19 protein-coding genes are annotated in these 20916 nt (G+C 36.0%); 5 read left to right on the top strand and 14 right to left on the bottom strand.

Features of this window, described 5'->3' with window-relative positions; translation table 11 throughout:
• Positions 1 to 26: 26 nt before the first annotated feature.
• From mnmG to LDP15_RS00280, 10 genes are all read right to left on the bottom strand, one after another.
• Positions 27 to 1904: a tRNA uridine-5-carboxymethylaminomethyl(34) synthesis enzyme MnmG gene (gene mnmG / locus LDP15_RS00325; protein WP_015427015.1), complete on the bottom strand. Its 1878-nt coding sequence runs from the start codon at positions 1902 to 1904 to the stop codon at positions 27 to 29.
• Between the two features lie 373 nt (positions 1905 to 2277).
• Entirely contained in the window at positions 2278 to 2853 is a 576-nt protein-coding gene (locus LDP15_RS00320) for a hypothetical protein (RefSeq protein WP_042230594.1), read from the bottom strand.
• Positions 2854 to 2985: 132 nt separating this feature from the next.
• A complete protein-coding gene (locus LDP15_RS00315; RefSeq protein WP_012898417.1) occupies positions 2986 to 3354 on the bottom strand; it encodes a DUF1033 family protein in 369 nt (122 codons plus the stop codon).
• Between the two features lie 114 nt (positions 3355 to 3468).
• Positions 3469 to 3870 (bottom strand): Mini-ribonuclease 3, encoded by a 402-nt coding sequence (locus LDP15_RS00310; RefSeq protein WP_015427017.1) that lies wholly within the window; start codon positions 3868 to 3870, stop codon positions 3469 to 3471.
• Positions 3863 to 5209, bottom strand: a complete 1347-nt coding sequence (cysS, locus tag LDP15_RS00305; protein WP_015427018.1) for a cysteine--tRNA ligase — start codon at positions 5207 to 5209, stop codon at positions 3863 to 3865. The genes LDP15_RS00310 and cysS overlap by 8 nt, the downstream gene beginning before the upstream one ends.
• A gap of 12 nt (positions 5210 to 5221) precedes the next feature.
• A complete protein-coding gene (locus tag LDP15_RS00300) occupies positions 5222 to 5815 on the bottom strand; it encodes a TMEM175 family protein (protein ID WP_012898419.1) in 594 nt (197 codons plus the stop codon).
• Between the two features lie 13 nt (positions 5816 to 5828).
• A complete protein-coding gene (gene cysE, locus LDP15_RS00295; RefSeq protein ID WP_003132365.1) occupies positions 5829 to 6428 on the bottom strand; it encodes a serine O-acetyltransferase in 600 nt (199 codons plus the stop codon).
• A 106-nt stretch (positions 6429 to 6534) separates the two neighbouring features.
• A complete protein-coding gene (locus LDP15_RS00290; RefSeq protein WP_015427019.1) occupies positions 6535 to 7305 on the bottom strand; it encodes a hypothetical protein in 771 nt (256 codons plus the stop codon).
• 207 nt (positions 7306 to 7512) lie between these two features.
• Positions 7513 to 9834, bottom strand: a complete 2322-nt coding sequence (gene pnp, locus LDP15_RS00285; protein WP_042230596.1) for a polyribonucleotide nucleotidyltransferase — start codon at positions 9832 to 9834, stop codon at positions 7513 to 7515.
• 283 nt (positions 9835 to 10117) lie between these two features.
• Positions 10118 to 11263 carry a hypothetical protein gene (locus LDP15_RS00280; protein ID WP_010906169.1) on the bottom strand — a complete coding sequence of 382 codons (1146 nt, stop codon included), beginning with the start codon at positions 11261 to 11263 and terminating at the stop codon, positions 10118 to 10120.
• Between the two features lie 363 nt (positions 11264 to 11626).
• Between LDP15_RS00280 and LDP15_RS00275 the strand changes: the two genes are divergently transcribed.
• Positions 11627 to 12592: a ribose-phosphate diphosphokinase gene (locus tag LDP15_RS00275; RefSeq protein WP_012898422.1), complete on the top strand. Its 966-nt coding sequence runs from the start codon at positions 11627 to 11629 to the stop codon at positions 12590 to 12592.
• Between the two features lie 121 nt (positions 12593 to 12713).
• Here LDP15_RS00275 and LDP15_RS00270 read toward each other — a convergent pair whose 3' ends face one another.
• On the bottom strand, positions 12714 to 13145 hold the full coding sequence (locus LDP15_RS00270; protein WP_010906170.1) for a universal stress protein: 432 nt from the start codon (positions 13143 to 13145) through the stop codon (positions 12714 to 12716).
• A 240-nt stretch (positions 13146 to 13385) separates the two neighbouring features.
• Here LDP15_RS00270 and LDP15_RS00265 point away from each other — a divergent pair, with 240 nt between their 5' ends.
• On the top strand, positions 13386 to 14513 hold the full coding sequence (locus tag LDP15_RS00265) for a cysteine desulfurase family protein (protein WP_042230598.1): 1128 nt from the start codon (positions 13386 to 13388) through the stop codon (positions 14511 to 14513).
• A gap of 23 nt (positions 14514 to 14536) precedes the next feature.
• Entirely contained in the window at positions 14537 to 14881 is a 345-nt protein-coding gene (locus LDP15_RS00260) for a DUF1831 domain-containing protein (RefSeq protein ID WP_015427022.1), read from the top strand.
• 94 nt (positions 14882 to 14975) lie between these two features.
• Here the strand turns inward: LDP15_RS00260 and tuf are convergent, their stop codons facing one another.
• Positions 14976 to 16163, bottom strand: a complete 1188-nt coding sequence (gene tuf, locus LDP15_RS00255) for an elongation factor Tu (RefSeq protein ID WP_003132374.1) — start codon at positions 16161 to 16163, stop codon at positions 14976 to 14978.
• 242 nt (positions 16164 to 16405) lie between these two features.
• Here tuf and LDP15_RS00250 point away from each other — a divergent pair, with 242 nt between their 5' ends.
• A complete protein-coding gene (locus tag LDP15_RS00250; protein WP_225513402.1) occupies positions 16406 to 16588 on the top strand; it encodes an SPJ_0845 family protein in 183 nt (60 codons plus the stop codon).
• A gap of 58 nt (positions 16589 to 16646) precedes the next feature.
• Positions 16647 to 16763 (top strand): DUF4044 domain-containing protein, encoded by a 117-nt coding sequence (locus LDP15_RS00245; protein WP_014570713.1) that lies wholly within the window; start codon positions 16647 to 16649, stop codon positions 16761 to 16763.
• A 57-nt stretch (positions 16764 to 16820) separates the two neighbouring features.
• Here LDP15_RS00245 and ileS read toward each other — a convergent pair whose 3' ends face one another.
• Positions 16821 to 19619: an isoleucine--tRNA ligase gene (gene ileS, locus LDP15_RS00240; RefSeq protein WP_003132382.1), complete on the bottom strand. Its 2799-nt coding sequence runs from the start codon at positions 19617 to 19619 to the stop codon at positions 16821 to 16823.
• Between the two features lie 314 nt (positions 19620 to 19933).
• Positions 19934 to 20866 carry a DivIVA domain-containing protein gene (locus LDP15_RS00235; protein ID WP_015427023.1) on the bottom strand — a complete coding sequence of 311 codons (933 nt, stop codon included), beginning with the start codon at positions 20864 to 20866 and terminating at the stop codon, positions 19934 to 19936.
• Positions 20867 to 20916: the final 50 nt, after the last annotated feature.

The raw sequence follows: 20916 nt of genomic DNA, 5'->3' as shown, positions 1-20916 counted from the left end.
TTTGTCAGTAAAATTTAAATTTTTAATTATTTTCCTTCAAGGTAAACCATGAGAATACTGATGTCAGCAGGATTTACACCTGAAATCCGACTCGCTTGTCCCAGCGTTTCTGGATTTATTTTTTTGAATTTTTGACGGGCTTCAGTAGCAATTGAGTCAAGCTTATCCCAATCCATATTTTTAGGAATTCTTTTCGCTTCCAAGCGATGCATTTTGTCCACTTGATCCATTGCTTTTTTGATGTAACCTTCATAAGTAATTTCAGTTTCAATCAATTCAATGACGGTACGGTCAATCTTTTCTGGTGCTTGTCCAATAAAATCGATGACTTCATTGTAGTGAACTTCAGGTCGTTTTAAAAATTCTGCACCGGTCAGCGCATCTTTAATTGGTCCAAAGCCCAATTTTCCTAATTTTTCTTGTGTGTCAGGCAAAGGTTTGAGTTTTTCTGAATTCAATCGTTTCATTTCACGATCAAATTGAGCCATTTTTGCTTGGTAATGTTCCCATTGTTCATCTGAAACAAGGCCCACTTGACGGCCAATTTCAGTCAAACGGCGGTCAGCATTATCATGGCGAAGAATTAAACGGTATTCTGCACGTGATGTCAAAAGACGATATGGTTCCAGCGTTCCCTTAGTTACCAAATCATCAATCATTACCCCAATATAGGCTTCACTACGTTTTAAGATAAATTCAGGCTTTCCTTGAACTTTAAGGGCTGCATTTATTCCAGCTACTAAGCCTTGCCCTGCTGCTTCTTCATAGCCTGAGGTCCCGTTGGTTTGTCCCGCAGTAAATAGTCCAGAAACCAATTTTGTTTCAAGTGTTGGACGGAGTTGATGAGGCATCACCACATCGTATTCTATAGCATAACCCGGACGCATCATTTGAGCATTTTCAAGTCCTGGAATTGATTTAACTAAATCAAATTGGACATCTTCAGGCATTGAAGTTGAAAGGCCACCGATATAGACTTCTTCTGTATTCCGTCCTTCTGGTTCAAGGAAGAGTTGATGACGAGGTTTGTCAGCAAAGCGAGTAATTTTGTCTTCTATTGAAGGACAGTAACGTGGCCCTACTCCTTTAACAATTCCTGAAAAGAGTGGTGCTCGGTGTAAATTATCACGCAAAATAGTATGACTATTCTCAGTAGTATAAGTGAGCCAGCATGGAATTTGATCTTTTAGATAATTTTCATCAGAGCTCATAAAACTAAAATGATTAGGCGCTTCATCACCTGGTTGAATTTCTGTTTTATCGTAATCAATAGAACTTGCCAAAACGCGTGGAGGAGTTCCGGTTTTAAAACGACCAATTTCAAATCCAATTTCACGTAAATTATCTGCTAGACCAATTGATGAAAGAGAGTTATTGGGTCCTGAAGAATATTTAAGTTCTCCAATAATAATTTCACCACGTAAAGCTGTTCCTGTAGTAATAATTACTGCCTTAGCACCATATTTAGTTCCTGTCGAAGTCTTGATTCCGATGACTTTTTTCTTTTCTTCATCAAGAATAAGTTCTTCAACCATTCCTTGACGGAGTGTCAAATTTTCTTGGTCAGAAACTGTATTCTTCATTGAAGCGGCATATTCATCTTTATCGGCTTGAGCACGAAGAGCTCGAACTGCTGGACCTTTTCCGGTATTAAGCATTTTCATTTGAATATAAGTCTTATCAATGTTGCGACCCATTTCACCACCGAGCGCATCAATTTCTCTGACAACAATTCCTTTAGCTGAGCCACCAATTGATGGATTACATGGCATAAAGGCAACCATATTAAGATTAATAGTCATGAGTAATGTTTTAGAGCCCATCCGTGCAGCTGCTAGTGAAGCTTCAACCCCTGCATGTCCTCCTCCAATGACAACAACATCATAATTTTCTTGAAAATTCATTTTTTACTACGAATTTTTTAAATTCGCCTTTCTTTATATTTTGATAAAAGTTCTTGCAAAAATACTGACAGAGTTATTAATCATTCTTTTACTGACAGCTTTTATAGTCCTTAATTAGCCTTGTTAAAAGCTGTCAGTAAATATTTTGCAAATAAAAAAGCCAAAGCTGTGAAAAATATGTCAAAAAATCCTCTCATCAGTTGCTGACAGAAAATAATCACAATTGATTTTTCTGTCAGTAACTTTTAAAAGTCCCTTGTCATATTTTCCCGAGCTTTGACCATCGAGTTCTTATCTAAGATAATGATATTTTAACTCATTTTAAACATTTTTTCAAGACTATTTTCTTATCATATTAAATCTTAGACTGTTTTTAAAAGATTTCTTCCAATTCACGGTATAAAACTTGCTCAATGATATCTTGAGCAGACATATAATCATTAAAAAGAATGATACGATCTTTCTTCTTGTCAGTAGGATCATATTGACCTGCGTAATCAATTTTACCATTAGCTAATCTTACTGGAATAGCACTCCCTTGTGGATAAATACCTATAAACTTCCCTGAGTTAATTCCTTCACCTATCAATTTCAAATAAGGTAGCTCATTTTCAGAACTCACGCCTTCCAAAGTTAAGTCATATTGTTGACCCTCAAAAGTTGCTGAAGGACCTGAAATAACAAGAGTTTTAGTTTTCTTAGCAATTGAGCTATTCTTCCAAAGACCTGATAGTGTCATAAAATTTTCTTTTTTGATTTCTTTGGTGTTTATTTTGATTCCTGTATTATTTGTTTCTGTTTTATTTTCAGTCGAATTTTGTGTGCTTGCTGTTGAATTCGATAGTGAATGCTCTTTAGATTGTTCCTGAACATTATGAAATAATGCCAGTCCAAGAACTGCGATAAGTAATATTAAAAATCCATCTAATATAATTAACGGTTTCTTCATAGCGCCTCCTAACATTAGATTTATATTATAAAATAATTATAATATAATTTCAAGTTTCTTACCAATGAAATGCTTACGATTATTCTATTAGAACAAAAGAAAGCTTACTCAGTCAGTAAACTTTCTCATTTTTTAATTTTCAGTTTTCATGGAACAGAAACGTTCTGGGAGTTCTCCAGATTTTTTACTATAACCTGAGCGCTTTTTCTCTAGCGGAATCGCATGCCAGTCTTCCAACAAAGCAATGCTGTGATAGCGCTGTAAATAACCTACACAGTCTTCACACCATTCTTCATCTCCGTTTTTCCAAAATGCTGTTTGCAAGCCAGACTTGCTAGTGAACTCTTTAAAATTCTCAGCCATTTCAAACCATTCTTTTTTATAACATTTTAAAGCTTTATAAAAATCATCAAACTCATCTACTGAAACTATATCTTCTTTCCAGCCGTCGAAGAACCACCATGGTTCATCGGTGCCGTACATTGTAACTACTCTATACATCTCTTCTTCTTTCCGCTGATTTTTTCTTTGTATCTTTGCATACCTATTCTAGCGGATTTTTTTCTTTTTTTAAAATAATTTGCTTAATACTTTGATCTTTGTAATTAATAAACTTTAAACCAGATCTGCTTCAATTGTTTGAAGGGAAAAGTCCCAAAATTCTTGAAGTCGCTCTTTTTGTTGCGTTAAATGGAGAATTCCAACAACAGCTTCAAAACCCGTTGATATTCTGTAAGTAACAACATCGGTATTTTTGGCCGTCGTTTTAGAATGAGCATTGCGCCCTCTTTTAAAATAAGTCAATTCATATTCAGTCAAAAAATCAACTTCATCCATTGCAGAAATAATTTTTGCTTGTGCTTTAGCTGACACAAATTTCGTTGCATTTTTTTGAAGCATGGCGGGCTTTGTCAGGCCTTTATCTAATAAGTACTCACGCACAAAGACCTCATAAATCGCATCCCCAATATAGGCCAATGCAATACCATTCAAAAGTTCTGCTTGTTGCTTATTCACGATGCCACCGTACCCCGTCTTTTGTATCTTCAAGAACAATACCTTGAGCTTTCAAAGCGTCACGAATTTCATCTGACTTCGCAAAATCACGGACTTCTCGTGCCAATTGTCTTGCTTCAATCATGGCTTCAATTTCGCTGTCCAAACTTTGCTCAAATTCAAATTTAATCCCTAAAATTTCTAAAACTTGGTCAAAAAATTCTTTGACCTCAGGCCCACCGTTTCCTTTATTAACCCAAGAAACAAAGTCATAAAAAACAGTCATTCCATTGGCAATATTGAAATCTTCATCCATGGCAGCAACAAAATCATTTCTGAAAGTCGTAAGTGCTGACAAATTAGACTCAGCTTGCTCATCCAAATGACGATAAGCATTTTCAATTTTTTTGATATTATTTTCAGCTTCTGTCAGTGCATCATCAGTAAAATTGACTGGTCTTCTATAATGAGTAGTTGCTAAAAAGAAACGTAAAATTTGTGGATTAACTACTTGAAGGAGTTCATGAACCGTTGTGAAATTGCCTAGTGATTTAGACATTTTTTCACCATCAACATTTACGAATCCATTGTGCATCCAATAATTAACAAACCTTTGTCCAGTTTTTGCTTCAGATTGTGCAATTTCATTTGTATGGTGTGGAAATTCTAAATCTGCTCCTCCACCATGAATGTCAATTGTTTCGCCTAATAGTGAAGTTGACATGACTGAACATTCAATATGCCAGCCTGGACGGCCAGATCCCCAGGGCGCTTGCCAAGAAACTTCATCAGCTTTTGCGGATTTCCAAAGAGCAAAATCGGCTGGTGATTCTTTAAGTTTTGTTTCTTCATCCGTACGTCCAGAAGCCCCTGCAAGTAAATCTGCAAGATTTTTATTCGCTAATTTAGCGTAATCTTTAGATTTAGATACACGGAAATATACGTCTCCTTGAGAAACATAAGCAAATTCTTTATCCACAAGTTCTTGAATAAACTCAATCATCGCTTCGATGAATTCTGTTGCTTTCGGATTTTGACTGGCTCTTTTAACATTTAAAGCATCAGTATCTTCATAAAAGGCAGCAATATAACGTTCAGAAAAATCTGTCGTAGTCATGTTTGCAGCTTTTGCACCGTTGATAATTTTATCATCAACATCTGTGAAATTAGAGATATATTGAACTTCAAATCCTCTAAACTCCAAATATTTTCTAACCAAATCAAAAGCAACAACAGAACGAGCATTTCCCACATGGATGTAATTATAAACGGTCGGTCCGCAGACATACATTTTTACTTTTCCAGGTTCAATCGGCTTAAAATCTTCTAGCTGTCGACTATAAGTATTATATATTTTCATTCTATTTCCTTCTTAATCTTCATCATAAACAATAGAGGTGATAAGAGAACGTATTGGTAAATAGAGCAATGGAATCCCCGTATAAGCAGGATATCCAATACTCGAAATCACAATAGCAAGTGCAGACATCACAATCAAATCCCAAGGTTTACGTGACTGATGCCTGCTGATTATTATTTCATTCAGGCGGTAAGTATATTTGATAATCAAAGAAGCAAACCGTGAGGTCACAATAATATATAAAACATAGATGATTGTGAAGTATGCGGGATGAATTCCATTATCAATTTGGGTCATAAAGGGAAAAAGTGAGACAAGCATGAGAAAAATTGTATAAGCAAAAATCTGCCAACCACTTATTTTCTTTATGCGTCCAAAGAACTTACTAAATTGAAAATAATAAGAAACAACAACCAGAAAACTCACAAAGAAAATAATAAGTGAGCTGCTTGTTTCACGAAAATCATACTGATTATTGCCAATAAGTTTTGGTAAAGGAATTTCTAAAACCATAATCGTTGCAATGATAGACATAACAGCATCCGTAAATGATTTTAAAGTTGCAAGTAAATGTCCCTCATAAATGGCTACTTTTCTCTTTTTCACTTCTCATTTCTCCTCACAAATGTGATGAATGATAGCTTGCTTCTCTTTTTTCTTCAAGGCTTGTGATGCGCTCGACATCTTTTTTACCTTTAACTCGAACAACTTTTGCAGGTATTCCAACAACAGTTACTTCTGGCGGAACATCTGTTACCACAACAGCACTCGCCCCTACTTTTGCATTTTCTCCAACTTCAATAGGGCCTAAAAGTTGAGAATGGGCAGAAATTAATGCCCCTTGTCTAATTGTTGGATGACGTTTCCCTTTATCTTTTCCTGTACCACCCAAGGTAACTCCATGATAAAGTTTAACATCCTTTTCAACAATGGCAGTTTCGCCAATAACTAATCCAGAACCATGGTCAATAAAGACGCCATGGGCAATTTCTGCTCCTGGATGAATTTCAATTTGAGTCCAAAATCGCCAAAATTGTGAGTGCATCCGAGCCAAAAGTTTCAAATGATGACGCCAAAGAAAATGTGAAATTCGGTGAGCTGCAAGAGCTTTTACTCCTGGATAGGTCAAAAAGACTTCCAGGGCAGTTCTAGCTGCCGGATCATTTTCTTTGGTCACTCGAATTGCTTCAGACCAAAAACCTTTCTTTTTTTCGTTCATTTTTTCCTACTTCGTTAAAAAATACTTATAGTAAATTATACCATAAGCATTGTGGGCCTTGTTGATTCAAAAACGTGTAATTGACTAAATCAAGCTTTCAATTGATTTAATCCCTTGTTAATTCTTCCCAAGTGACCATTGAATTTTGAACTTCTTCTTGTGAGTAGTCCAAAGGATTTACCGTAATTCCTAGGCTTTTTCCTAAGTCATTTATGACTTCATCTTCTCCATTTAATAATTCATCAATTTTTAAAAGTAGAACTTGTCCATTATTTTCCTTAAAGGCTTGACTAAAGTAGTCTTCATTGTGCCATTTAGCCAAACTATCTAAATTATCAAACAAAGGAAGATATTCTTCATTGTCCTGATTGATTAGATTAGGGAAAGTTCTCTGACCACTTGTTGTGACGAAAGCTGGAACGAAATAATATTTTTCTCTTTGTTCAGCCTCAAGATTTTCCGGACTAAAAACTTTATTCAAAATTTCAGTATAATGAACTAAAAATTGCATTAATTCTGGTGTCCCAAAGTAAACGGTGTTGCCTTTATCTTCATCTTGAGGTAATTTAGGATTGATTGCTAAAATATCAATATCCGTTTCCATTAATTGGTCTAAAATTTCAATTAATGAGTGCAATTCCCATTCCGTCTCAAAGTCTGTCAGTTCTGACAGGAAAACTTCAAGTTCTTCTTCTGTTGTAAAAACAGGTAGTGCCTTGTGGTCTTCAATCGGAACGAAGAAAACTGATTTTGGTGCCAATACTGGAAATTGATGAAAAGCATAGACCAATGAGAGGTCTTCCATAAATGAGCCTGGATTCGCTAATGAAACTCGCAAACGTTCATCTAGTTCTGGATTGAGATTATAATTTGACATATTTTTTGCTGACAGACCTGTCAGTGATTATTTACAAGCTAAATAAACAAATAATTTACTGACAGAAATCCAAGCATGAATAATCACATTTCAGTTATCATCTATCCATTAGCCCTCTAAGACTTCTGGATAGACTAGCATTTTCATCAGTAAATTTTATTTTATTTCAAGGTCTATTTTTACAGCTTTTCCATTTTATGATTGAGCTTATTCTGGTTTTTTAGTTGAGAGTTCTGGAAACTCTTCATCAATATGTGATTTACGTTCACGGAGCTCAAAACTGTGGTTTCCAACTTTATTTCCCTGGTTATTACGGTCATTGTTACGATGGTCAAAACCATTACCACGGTTATTATTTCCGTTACCTTTGCGACGGTCACCATTTTCACGGCGTTCTCTTGGTTTACGCTCAGGTTCAACATAACCTTCTGGTTTCTCAACTAAAGCACGCATTGATGCATCTACGCGACCCTTGTCATCAATTTTCATGATTTTAACTTTGACAGTGTCACCTAATTTCACAACATCTTCAACATTTTCTGTCCGAGCCCAAGCCATTTCAGAAATATGCACCATTGCATCATGCTTACCAAATAGATTTACAAAAGCACCAAAACTTTCGATACGAACCACTTTTGCATCGTAAATTTCACCAACTTTTGCTTCACGAACAAGTTCAGCAATAATTTCTTTAGCACGATCAATCGCTGCTTGGTCAGAAGAGAAAATTGAACAAAGTCCTTCGTCATCAATATCAATTTTTACGCCCGTTTCAGCAATAATTTTATCGATTTGCTCGCCACCTTTACCGATGACAACTTTAATCTTATCGACAGGAATTGTAATTGTATCAATTTTAGGTGCTGATGGTGCTAACTCTTCACGAGGTTGTGCAATTGTTGCTTCAATTACATCAAGAATTTGGAAACGTGCAGTTTTTGCTTGTGCAAGAGCTTCGGCAAGAATTTCTGGTGTAATTCCTGAAATTTTAATATCCATTTGTAGCGCAGTAATCCCGTCACGAGTTCCCGCAACCTTGAAGTCCATATCACCAAAATGGTCTTCAAGCCCTTGAATATCTGTCAAAACAGTATAATTTGTTCCGTCAGAAATCAAGCCCATCGCAATCCCAGCAACTGGTGCTTTGATTGGCACACCACCAGCCATCAGTGCAAGTGTTCCTGCACAGATTGAAGCTTGTGATGACGAACCATTTGATTCTAAAACTTCAGCGACCAAACGAATGGCATAAGGGAATTCCTCTAAAGAAGGCAATACTTGTTCTAAAGCACGTTCACCGAGCGCTCCGTGACCAATTTCACGACGTCCAGGTGCCCCGTAACGTCCTGTTTCCCCAACAGAATACTGTGGGAAATTATAATGATGCATAAAACGTTTTTTATATTCATCATTCAAACCATCAATGATTTGTGCTTCATTCATTGGTGCCAAAGTCAATGTTGATAAAGCTTGGGTTTGACCACGAGTAAATAAACCTGTCCCATGTGTAATATTACGTGGGGTAAAGTCAATTTCAGCATCAAGCGGGCGAATTTCATCAATCTTACGTCCATCAGGACGGATTTTATCTTCAGTAATCAAGCGACGAACTTCCGCATGTTCCATTCCTTCAAGAATTTCAGCAAGATCACGCAAAATGATTGATAGATTTTCATCGTTCTCATATTTTGCACTGTAAACAGAAATTATCGCCTCTTTAACTGCTTTTGTCGCAGATTCACGCGCCAATTTTTCTTCAATTTGAACTGCTTTTTGCAAATCTGAATTGTAAGCTGCAATCACTTCGGCTTTTAAATCTTCATCAACATGCAAAAGTTCAACTTCAGCTTTTTCTTTTCCAACTTTTGCAACAATTTCATTTTGAAATTCAATTAATTCTTTAACAGCATTATGTCCTGCCAAAAGTGCACCAAGCATCACTTCTTCTGAAAGTTCCTTGGCTCCAGATTCAACCATATTGATTGCGTTGATATTTCCCGCAACAGAGAGCTCCAAACTTGATGCCTCTTTTTCCGCAACAGTTGGATTGATGATATATTCTCCATCAATATAAGCAACTTCAACACCTGCAATTGGTCCATCAAATGGAATATCAGAAATTGCAAGCGCTAAAGAAGAGCCAAACATTGCTGCCACACGACCAGAAGCATTTTCATCATAAGAAAGAACAGTATTAATGACTTGAACTTCATTACGAAAACCTTCAGCAAACATAGGACGAATTGGGCGGTCAATTAAACGAGCAGTCAATGTCGCATCAGTCGACGGACGAGCCTCACGTTTGTTGAAACCTCCTGGGAATTTACCAGCAGCATACATTTTTTCTTCATAGTTCACTTGAAGTGGGAAGAAATCACCCGTAGCCATTTTACCCATTGTAGCGGCTGTTAAAACAGTTGTATCTCCATAACGTACAACAACAGCACCATTTGCTTGTTTTGCAACTTGACCTGTTTCAACAGTTAATGTCCGACCTGCAAATTCGATTGAAAATGTTTCTTTTGCCAATGTTTTTCTCCTTGACTTGAAATGCTATGAACTTTCTCTAACAGTCCAGTCTCCTGCTTTTGTAATATATTTTAGCTTTATGTTTTTCTAAACAAAAATCAATCTGTCATTACTGAACCTCTTGTCAGTAATTTTTCACTGACAAAAACTTTTTTATTTTCTGTCAGTAACATTTTTACTGACAGATTCACTTTTGTATAGAACTACACGTATGTCCCATTATACTATATTTTAAGTAAGAAAAAAAGGCTCATAGAGAGCCTTTTAGACAATTTTTAGTTCATTAGTTAGCGGCTTTTACAGCAACTTCGCCAGAGACTTTAAATTGGTTTGCAGCTGGAAGAGCTTTGTAAGTATCAAGTTGTTCTTGAGTTGCAAAGTAAAGATTCCCAGTGATTTCAGATTGGATTGATTGACCATCAGTCCCTTTCATGTCGCGTGCCATAATTGAAGCATCTTTACCGACATAAACGTCACCTTTGATATTACCACCTTCAAGATCGAAAGCAGGTGAGTTAACAATCAAGCGTTTAACTGTCAAAGTATAAGATTTAGTGACTTGGTGTTGATCATTTTGTTTAATCATTGCAAGTGTACGTTGAACAGCTGATTTTTCATTGAGGAAAGTACCATCAATTGTAAGGTCTTTACCTGAAGCATCAACATCAGCGTTAGTAGCTACAAGCCAAGCACCATTTTTACCGAGTGCTTTTTTCAATACTGAAACATCAGCAGTACCAGTTGTTGCCCCAGTTTCTGTATCTGTACCATTTCCTTCAAATGAATAAGTTACATTTCCGTGAGCGCCAGCTGTAATTCCACCTGGTTTGAATGAAACAACATCGCCTTTAACAACTGAAGTTGTACCAGTTACTTTAACTTTTTGAGCATCTGGTAATTTATTATAAGCATCAAGAAGGTCTTGGCTAGCAAAAGTCAAGTTACCATCAATTGTTGCTTGTCCTTCAACACCTGTACCGGTTTGTCCGTGGAAGCCAGTTGCAAATACATCAACATTCCCTTTAACAGTACCATTTGAAATATAGAAACCAGGAGATTTCACTTCAATTTTATCAACTGTCAAAGTATAACGGTCAGTAATTTTGTGACTGCTATCTTGATTGTAGATTGCCAATTTACGAGCTACTTGTCCGTCACCTAAGAAAAGACCTTCAACAGTCAAAGTTTTCCCAGAAGCATCCATATCACCTTTAGTTGCATTCAACCAAGCTCCGTTTTTAGCAAAGCCTTTTTGCAAATCAGAGAAGTTGTTTGTTCCTTGAGTTGCACCAGCAAAAACTTCTGCTTTTGATGATTGTTCTGTTTTTTTATCAGAGCTACTTGAAGAGTTATTACTTCCACAAGCGGCAAGTAAAGAAACTGAGAGTACTGAAACTGCAAGAAGTGAGATCACTTTTGTTTTTTTCATTTTTAATTCCCCTAAAAATAAATAATTTGTTCGTAACACTTAGCTTTCACGAACCTTACAGAACCATTGTAACACTTCGCTTTTGCAAACGCAAGACTTTGCATGAACTTTCACAAACTTTGTATTCTCGTTTTTTTGAAAATGTTTTCAATTACATACACATCAACCTTTAAAGCGCTTTTGTAATTTATTAGAATTTTAAGTTTGTGAAAAATTTTTTGCTTGAAAAAATTATTCAAAATACTCTCAAATTTTATTTTCAAATTAATTCACAAAGATATTTACAGATATAGACTAGGAAAATCACTATTATTTTGCTAAAATAGAACTATATTATTTCATAAAAGAAAATGGAGAGAAATCGTGGTTTACTCTGATTCACACTTAAAGCTTTTTGCCTTAAACTCAAACCCTGGTCTTGCTGAGAAAATTAGCCAGTTTACAGGAGTTCCTCTAGGAAAACTTTCTTCAAAACAGTTTTCCGACGGTGAAATTATGATTAACATGGAAGAAAGTGTCCGTAGTCAAGACATCTTTATTGTTCAATCAACAAGCTGCCCTGTTAACGATCACCTTTGGGAATTACTAATCATGATTGACGCATGTAAACGTGCTTCTGCTCGTACAATTAATGTTGTTATCCCATACTTTGGATATGCTCGTCAAGACCGTACTGCGACTTCTCGTGAACCAATCACAGCTAAATTAGTTGCTGATATGATTGTTAAAGCTGGAGCTGACCGCTTATTAACCCTCGATATTCACGCTGTCCAAGTACAAGGTTTCTTTGATATCCCTGTAGACAACTTGTTTACTGTCCCACTTTTTGCTGACTACTACCGTAAGAGTGGATTATTTGGTGATGACGTGATTGTTGTTGCACCAAAAAACTCTGGGATTAAACGTGCACGCTCACTTGCTGAATACTTAGAGTCAGCAATTGCCATTGTTGACTATGAAGATGATGACAAAAACCGTGAAAACGGATATGTTATCGGTAATGTTTCAGGTAAAAAAGTTATTCTTATCGATGATATTTTGAACACTGGGGTCACTTTTGCCAACGCTGCAAATGTTGTACGCGAAGCGGGAGCAAGTGAAATTTATGCAGTTGCCAGCCACGGATTATTTACTAGCGGAGCCGCTGATGTTCTTGAAAAAGCAGATATCAAAGAAATTTTGGTCACAGATTCTGTTGTAACAAACCATCGCAAACCTTTAAACGTAAAATATTTGAGTGCAGCTGAATACTTAGCCAGTGCTATTCTTCGTATCCACGAAGGACGCCCAGTTTCTCCACTTTTTGAACATGAAAAACCTCAAGATTAAAGTAATTCTTATAGAAACACTTTAAGCAATTAAAAAATACCAACACTAAGTTGGTATTTTTATTTTTGATATATTAATTTATAAAATAAAAGTCATCTCAATTGACGACTTTTTCTTTTCTTTATTTAATAACCATTACGTTGCAAGAGGCATGGTTAACAATATACTGTGTTGTTGAACCAATGATAAAACGATCAATCGCATCAAGACCAGTTGACCCAATTACAACTAAATCGATATTATTTTCGTTTGCATAATTAATAATTTCTCTTTTAGGGCTGCCAGTTAAACGTACAATCTCAAAATCAACTTCTGTGCCTTTAAGATATTCTTGAACTTGCTCTACAACATAATCAGAATGCTCCTGTACACTTTTATACAAGGTCATTGTGTCTAAATGTACTGGAATATTTGCTAACTTATCATTTAAAACATACAATATTTTCAGATGTGAATGATTTAATTTTGCTGTGTCAACCGCTTCACGAAGGGCATCGTAAGCTTGTTCTGAACCATCTACTGCAACTAAGATATTTTTATATTCTTCAACCATAATAAAACCTCCCTAAGAATATTATATAATTATTATTAGAAATATACCATCAATAAATCACATTAATTGATCTGAATAAGATTATAAGATATTTAAAGAATAATCTCATTGCTTTTCATATAAAAAGAATAAAAAAATGGTAAAATAGAGCTTACAGATAAGGGGACTTTTAATCCTGATGGAATTAAATGATTTTCTTATAAAATATCCAGCAATTACTATGAAAGGTAGGAAAATCAAATTATATATTTAGATAACGCTGCTACAACACCTCTACTTCCTGATGTTATCACCGCAATCTCAGAAAGTTTATCCGCTAATTTTGGAAACCCCTCTAGTATTCACAGTCTCGGACGTGCTTCAAGTCAGATTGTTCGTAAAGCCCGTGAAACTGTGGCAAATGCTCTAGAAGTTCCAAGTCGCAATATCATTTTTACTTCTGGTGCTAGCGAAGCTAATAACCAAGCCTTAATTGGTTATGCACTGGCTAATAAAGATAAAGGAAACCATATCATCACAACAGCTATTGAACATCCTTCTGTTCTAAATACTGTTCAATATCTTCATGACCGTTATGGATTTGATGTTAGCTTTGTAAAACCAAAAGCAGACGGAACATTCCCAGCTTCACTTATAGAAGAAAACTTGCGTCCTGATACAATTTTAGTCAGCATGATGTGGGCTAATAATGAAACAGGCCAACTTCTTCCAGTAAAGGAAGTCGGAGAGCTCTTGAAGCAACATCAAGCCGGTTTTCATGTTGATGCTACTCAAGTAATGGGAAAAATTTCAGTGCATCCTCTGGATGTTTCGGCCGATTTCCTCTCAGCATCAGCGCACAAATTTCATGGACCAAAAGGGGTCGGCTTCTTGTACTATAACGAAAAGCTACATTTTGATGCTTTGATTCATGGAGGAGAACAAGAAGAAAAAAGACGGGCTGGTACAGAAAATCTCCATTCTCTTGTTGGTTTAGCTAAAGCCTTAGAACTTGCCCTTGAAAATATTGAATCAAATTATCAAGCAGTTGAAAAACTTAATGAAACTTTACTAACTAAACTAGAAGAACAAAAGATTTCATTTTATAAAAATAATTTTGGTCCAAGTATGCCTCACGTTCTAAATCTTGCTTTTCCGAATGAAAATCATGATTTACTCTTGACCAAACTTGATTTAGCTGGTTTCGCAATCTCAACCGGTTCTGCTTGTACAGCCGGTACAATCGAACCTTCCCATGTTCTTGAAGCTGTTTACGGGAAAAATTCTGAAAAACTAAAAGAAAACATACGTATTTCTTTTTCAGAAATGAATACAATTGATGAAGTTAATCTCTTCGTTGAGAAACTTAGTTCTATTTTAAAAAAATAAACAATTTATTTAGGAGACTCACAATGGCATTTATCACCGAAAAACATTTGGAAGGTAGCAAATATGTTTATCAACTTGCGCCTACTGTTAAAAAATTCACTTTAAAAGATACAACTTTTATTCAAACTAAAATTGGTAATTTTGAATTTAAAAGACTTCTTGAAGAAGTTCCAAATTCAAACGAAGGATTTTTATTAAAAATTATTGTTAATCCAGATTTAAGTGGTTTTAAACTTTCAGTTACTGACAAATCCGGTTTACGAAATGTTGATATTTTTAAAAATGCGAGTGAAATGATTCAAAATAAATTTTACTTCCAAATGGATGCACTTGTTGACCGCGGTGTATTTACAAAATCAGAAATTTAAAAAAACTCCCCAAGGGGAGTTTTTATTTTAAGAAAAATTTTAAATAAAAAAAGAACTGTCATAAATGACAGCTCCAATTTGCTTAGATTTATAATTAAGCTTTGATTTCAGCAACGATACCTGAACCAACAGTACGTCCACCTTCACGGATAGAGAAAGTAGTACCTTGTTCGATCGCAACTGGGTGGATCAATTCAACGTCGATATGCACGTTGTCACCAGGCATTACCATTTCAGTTCCTTCTGGAAGTTTAACTGAACCAGTAACGTCAGTTGTGTGGAAGTAGAATTGAGGACGGTAGTTGTCGAAGAATGGAGTGTGACGTCCGCCTTCTTCTTTGCTCAATACGTAAACTTCACCTTCGAAAAGTTTGTGTGGAGTGATTGAACCTGGTTTAGCAATAACTTGACCACGTTCGATTTCGTCACGTTGAATACCACGGAGAAGTGCACCGACGTTATCACCAGCAAGACCTTCAGTAAGTGTTTTACGGAACATTTCGATACCAGTAACAACAGCTTTTTTAGTTTCTTCTTTGATACCAACGATTTCAACTTCGTCACCAACTTTAACAGTACCACGTTCGATACGTCCTGAAGCAACTGTACCACGACCAGTGATAGAGAATACGTCTTCGACTGGAAGAAGGAGTGGTTTGTCAGTGTCGCGTTCTGGAGTTGGGATGTATTCATCAACGATGTCCATCAATTCTTCAACTTTAGCAACCCATTGTGGTTCACCGTTCAAAGCACCAAGTGCTGAACCAGCGATTACAGGAATATCGTCACCTGGGAAGTCGTATTCGCTCAAGAGGTCACGAACTTCCATTTCAACGAGTTCCATCAATTCTTCATCATCAACAAGGTCAGCCTTGTTAAGGAAGACGATAAGGTATTTAACACCAACTTGACGTGAAAGCAAGATGTGTTCACGAGTTTGTGGCATTGGTCCATCAGTTGCAGCAACAACGAGGATTGCACCGTCCATTTGGGCAGCACCAGTGATCATATTTTTAACGTAGTCCGCGTGACCTGGAGCGTCGATGTGGGCATAGTGACGTTTTTCAGTTTCGTACTCGATGTGAGCAGTGTTGATTGTGATACCACGTTCGCGTTCTTCTGGAGCAGCATCGATAGATGCGAAGTCAGTCGCTTTAGAGTAACCTTTGTCAGACAATACTTTAGAGATTGCAGCTGAGAGGGTAGTTTTACCATGGTCAACGTGTCCGATAGTACCAATATTAACGTGTGGTTTGCTACGGTCGTATACTTCTTTAGCCATTTTAAAAATGTCTCCTTTGGGGAATTTGTTTTATTATAGGTAGTCTGCATAAAGCAAACTACCGTTCTTTATCATTATACTTAAAATAGTTTTGAAATGCAAGTCTTATCAGCTTTTAATCGCATTTTTTCAAGAAGTTTTTTCATATATCTAGCTTTTTTATCTATGAAGTAGTAAAATAGTTCTAGTATTGCTCTTCTCTTTTTGAGCACTGTAAAATATTTTATTTCAAGGAGACCACAATGGGCTTAACTTTTAGAAAACGTGATGATTTTGATAAAATGATGGACGATTTAGGCGTCTCAACTGTTGATTTAGTGACTGATGATGACAAAAAAAGCGTTCCTTCTCCTGAAAAAAAGGAAGATCCATTTGCTAAATTTTTGACTCCAAAAGAAAGTAACAAGGAGAAAGACCCAAACTAATTGAAAACTCTTCTTTTTCTTGTTACAATTAGTTAAAAATATTTTTATTGAGGAACTTATGGCATATAAAAAACCACAAAAAAGTACTTTCCAAAAAGTAACCATGGTTGTTGTGATTATCATGGTTGTTCTTACGCTTTTCAGCGTACTTGCATCAATGCTTGCGGTATTGTAATTATTAATTTTAAAATAAAAAGTTACTGACAGTTTTGTCAGTAACTTTTTTTATTTATTAATCTTCAAAACCTTCTTCAAGAATTTCAGGGAATTCTGTTTCAACGATATGTGCACAATGTTCACAAAGCATTTTGAGATGTTCATTAGCATTGTGTCCAACTGTTTCATCTGTTCTACGGCAACGATCACAAACTTCTCCAGCCGCATGTTCAACAAGAACTGCAAGATCATCAAATTTCATTGCAGACTCTGGGGCATTATTTACTGGTTCGTTGGCAACTACAAAGTTTGATACAATCAAAAGTTGAGCAACATTTTCATCAATTGCCGTCAATAAAGTACGCACAACTTCATTTGGATAAATAGTTACTGTTGCTTCCAATGATTTACCAATCAATTTTGCTTCACGAGCACTTTCCAAAGCTTTCAAAATCTTATCACGGAAATCAAGAAATTCTTGCCAGTTACCTAACAATTCTTCACTTCCAGGAATTTCTGCTGCTTCTGGCATTTCTGCAAGATAAGCAAAATTTTCTGGTTCATGTTCCAAGTAAGTCCATGTTTCTTCTGCCGTGTGTGGCAAAATTGGTACAAGAATTTTCACTAAATCTTTCAAAATAACATACATAACTGTTTGCATTGAGCGGCGTTCTGGTGAATTTGCTGCTTCAATATAAACAACATCTTTAGCAAAATCAAGATAGAAAGATGACAAATCATTTGTGATGAAATTAATGATTGATTTGTAAACAGTCATAAAGCTATAGTTATCATAAGCTGTACGAATTTGTTTTACAAGTTCATTAAATTTCACAAGCATATATTTGTCTACTGGACGAAGTTCTGCAAAATCAATTGCATCTTCTTTTGGATTAAAATCAGATGTATTAGCGATTAAGAAACGCAATGTATTCCGGATTTTACGGTAAACTTCAGAAACTTGACTGAGAATATCCATTGACACACGAACATCTGATTCAGTATCAATTGATGCCACCCAAAGACGGAGAATGTCAGCACCAAATTTCTTAGTGACATCTTTTGGCACAATTGTATTTCCAATTGATTTAGACATCTTACGTCCTTTACCGTCTAAAACAAATCCTTGTGAAAGAACTGCTTTATATGGTGCAACGCCATTTACCGCAACTGAGGTTGTAATTGATGAATTAAACCAACCACGGTATTGGTCTGAACCTTCAAGGTAAAGGTCTGCAGGGAAGCTAAGGTAGTCACGTTCGTTAAGGACACCATTCCAAGAAGAACCTGAGTCAAACCAAACGTCCATGATATCTTTTTCTTTTGTAAATTCACCATTTGGTGAAGCTGGATGAGTGAATCCTTCTGGTAAAAGGTCTTTTGCTTCACGTTCAAACCAAACTTTTGAACCAAATTCAGCAAAAAGTTTGGCTACATGTTCAGTTGTTTCTGGTGTGATAATTGGTTCTCCATTTTCACCATAGAAAATTGGTAATGGAACTCCCCAAGCACGTTGACGTGAGATGACCCAATCGCCACGGTCACGAACCATATTGAATAAACGAGTTTTACCCCATGGAATTACCCAATCTACTCTTTCAACTTCATCTAAAATATTTTGACGGAAGTCATCGATTGAAGCAAACCATTGTGGTGTTGCACGGAAAATTACTGGTTTTTTAGTACGCCAGTCATGTGGATATGAGTGAGTGAAGAATTCGAGTTTCAATAAAGCATCTTTTTCTTCTAGCCATTTACTGACAACTTTATTTCCTTCATCGTAGAAAAGTCCTTCAAGTCCAGGAGCTTCATCAGTATAATAACCACGGTTATCAATTGGTGAAAGAACAGGCAATTTATACTTACGACTTGCAAAGTAGTCATCTTCACCATGTCCTGGGGCAACGTGGACAAGGCCAGTCCCAGAATCAAGAGTAACATAATCTGCATTCATGATTAAAGTTTCACGGTCATAGAATGGATGTTTTGCAACCATATATTCTAATTCAGAACCTTTAATCGTTTGAAGGACTTCTGGATTTTCCCATTCTAATTTTTCAGCAACAGCTTCAAGCATTTCTGAGGCAATCACAAATTTACGACCATTAACTGCTACAACTGAATAATCATAGTCAGGATGAGCAAAGATTCCCAAATTTGATGGAATTGTCCATGGTGTTGTTGTCCAGATTACAAATTCTACATCTTCTGGTAATTTACCTTTAGTATCTTTAGCTTTAAATGCCACAAAAATTGATGCTGAACGAACATCTTGATATTCGATTTCAGCTTCAGCCAGTGAACTTTCTGATGAAGGAGACCAATAAATTGGTTTTTGTCCTTTATAGATATATCCTTTTTCAGCCATTTTACCAAAAACGCGAATTTGAGCTGCCTCATATTCTGGCAATAGTGTCAAATATGGACGGTCCCAATCAGCAAGAACACCAAGGGATTTGAAATCTGAACGTTGCATATCTACTTGTTTCATCGCGTATTTACGACATTCCTCAAGATAATCAAGCAAATCCATTTCTTTACGCTTCATGCCTGCTTTAGCAAGTTGTTGCTCAATTGGCAAACCATGAGTATCCCAACCTGGAACATAAGGAGCACGGAAACCTGCCATTGATTTATAACGAACAATAATATCTTTTGAAATTTTGTTCAAAGAGTGTCCGAGGTGAATATTTCCGTTCGCATAAGGAGGCCCATCATGAAGCATAAATGAGGGTTTTCCTTCATTTAATTCTTGACGTTTCTCATAAAGTGTCGCATCTGCCCAGTCTTTTTGCCAGTTTGGTTCTTTATTTGGCAAGCCTGCACGCATTGGGAAAGCTGTTTTCCCCAAATTCAAAGTATCTTTGATTTTCATATTTTCTTCTTTCTTTCGATTTTGTTTTTATTGAATAAAAAAAACGATTTTTCGCAAAGGACGAAAAACCGTGGTACCACCTTCATTTTTTCTGTCAGTAAAATTTACTGACAGAAACTCTTTTGCGTAACGTGCAAGACGCTTGAACTTACTTTTAGTTCAGTCCAAGATTTTTCTAAAAATTCCTTGAGAAAATAAATTCTGTCAGTAACTTTAGAAGTTCAATCAGCTGATAATAAGAAAAATAGGGAATACGAGTCTTCCATCATCACTCGCTTGCTTGAATTATATTTTTTCTTATCTTGGTCTGATTTTTAATTTTTTAATTCGCTTAAATCAATTGTTTCTTGATTATCTTTTTCAACAACCTCAGCTGTTTCAGCTGGTGCTTTTGAATCTAATTCTGGGAAAATTTCTGAATCATCTGCTTTTGGAGCTTCAACTTCTGACTCTTCGTTAGAATCATCAGTAGTATTAGCTTCGTCAGTAATTTCTACTTCTTCTTTTACTTCGTCAGGTACTTCGGTTTCAACAACAATTTCCTCTGAAACAATTGTTTCTGTTTCAGGTTCATCAGATGTTTCATTTGCTTGTGCAATATCTTCATCTGTTAAAGGTTTAATTGCTTGGGTTTTTGCCAAAGTAGTTTCAGCATTTTCCAAATGTTCTTCAATGATTGATTGCAATTTTTCTTCAGGATTGATTGCATAATCTTGAGTAGGTCTAAAGATTTCAGCCCAGTCATCCGATTGAATAGACGCAAGTTGATTTTCAATAATTGAAGTCATTCGTTGATGATAGAGACGCATTTTACGTTTCAAATCATCAGTATCACGTACTAATTTACGAGCATCATCAGAAGCAGCATTCAAAATAAATCCAGCTTCTTTTTTAGCCGCTTCAATAATTAAAGAACTCTTTTGTCCTGCATTTGCAATAATATCAGCAGATTCTTTTTCAGAATTAATTCTAAGCGTATCAGCTTCACTTTTGGCTTGTTCACGAAGATTATCAGCAGCATCTTGAGCAACAACAATTGACTTGTTCAGTGAATCTTTCATGTCATCAAAATATTTCACGCGTTCGCGTAATGCCTTTAATTCTCGTTCTTGATCTTTGATTGTTTGAGCGAATTCATCATAATCTCGAACAACGATATCCAAAAATTCATCAACTTCATGTTTACTGAAGCCGCGAAATTGTGGATTAAAAGTTTTGTTTTGAACATCTAAACTATTTAATGTCATCAATCACTCCTCTTTATCCTTAGAAAATCTTATAAATCTGATTTTCATCT

It is taken from the genome of Lactococcus sp. SK2-659 (genome assembly GCF_020218185.2).
Taxonomy (GTDB): domain Bacteria; phylum Bacillota; class Bacilli; order Lactobacillales; family Streptococcaceae; genus Lactococcus; species Lactococcus lactis.
Note: the sequence above shows the minus strand (reverse complement) of the source record. Positions and strands in the feature narration are given on the sequence as shown.

What these genes read in the sequence shown, in the direction of transcription:
- mnmG (WP_015427015.1), bottom strand. Translation starts at nt 1,904, where the DNA reads ATGAATTTTCAAGAAAATTATGATGTTGTTGTCATTGGAGGAGGACAT.
- LDP15_RS00320 (WP_042230594.1), bottom strand. Translation starts at nt 2,853, where the DNA reads ATGAAGAAACCGTTAATTATATTAGATGGATTTTTAATATTACTTATC.
- LDP15_RS00315 (WP_012898417.1), bottom strand. Translation starts at nt 3,354, where the DNA reads ATGTATAGAGTAGTTACAATGTACGGCACCGATGAACCATGGTGGTTC.
- cysS (WP_015427018.1), bottom strand. Translation starts at nt 5,209, where the DNA reads ATGAAAATATATAATACTTATAGTCGACAGCTAGAAGATTTTAAGCCG.
- cysE (WP_003132365.1), bottom strand. Translation starts at nt 6,428, where the DNA reads ATGAACGAAAAAAAGAAAGGTTTTTGGTCTGAAGCAATTCGAGTGACC.
- LDP15_RS00290 (WP_015427019.1), bottom strand. Translation starts at nt 7,305, where the DNA reads ATGTCAAATTATAATCTCAATCCAGAACTAGATGAACGTTTGCGAGTT.
- LDP15_RS00280 (WP_010906169.1), bottom strand. Translation starts at nt 11,263, where the DNA reads ATGAAAAAAACAAAAGTGATCTCACTTCTTGCAGTTTCAGTACTCTCA.
- LDP15_RS00270 (WP_010906170.1), bottom strand. Translation starts at nt 13,145, where the DNA reads ATGGTTGAAGAATATAAAAATATCTTAGTTGCAGTAGATGGTTCAGAA.
- LDP15_RS00260 (WP_015427022.1), top strand. Translation starts at nt 14,537, where the DNA reads ATGGCATTTATCACCGAAAAACATTTGGAAGGTAGCAAATATGTTTAT.
- tuf (WP_003132374.1), bottom strand. Translation starts at nt 16,163, where the DNA reads ATGGCTAAAGAAGTATACGACCGTAGCAAACCACACGTTAATATTGGT.
- LDP15_RS00250 (WP_225513402.1), top strand. Translation starts at nt 16,406, where the DNA reads ATGGGCTTAACTTTTAGAAAACGTGATGATTTTGATAAAATGATGGAC.
- LDP15_RS00245 (WP_014570713.1), top strand. Translation starts at nt 16,647, where the DNA reads ATGGCATATAAAAAACCACAAAAAAGTACTTTCCAAAAAGTAACCATG.
- ileS (WP_003132382.1), bottom strand. Translation starts at nt 19,619, where the DNA reads ATGAAAATCAAAGATACTTTGAATTTGGGGAAAACAGCTTTCCCAATG.
- LDP15_RS00235 (WP_015427023.1), bottom strand. Translation starts at nt 20,866, where the DNA reads ATGACATTAAATAGTTTAGATGTTCAAAACAAAACTTTTAATCCACAA.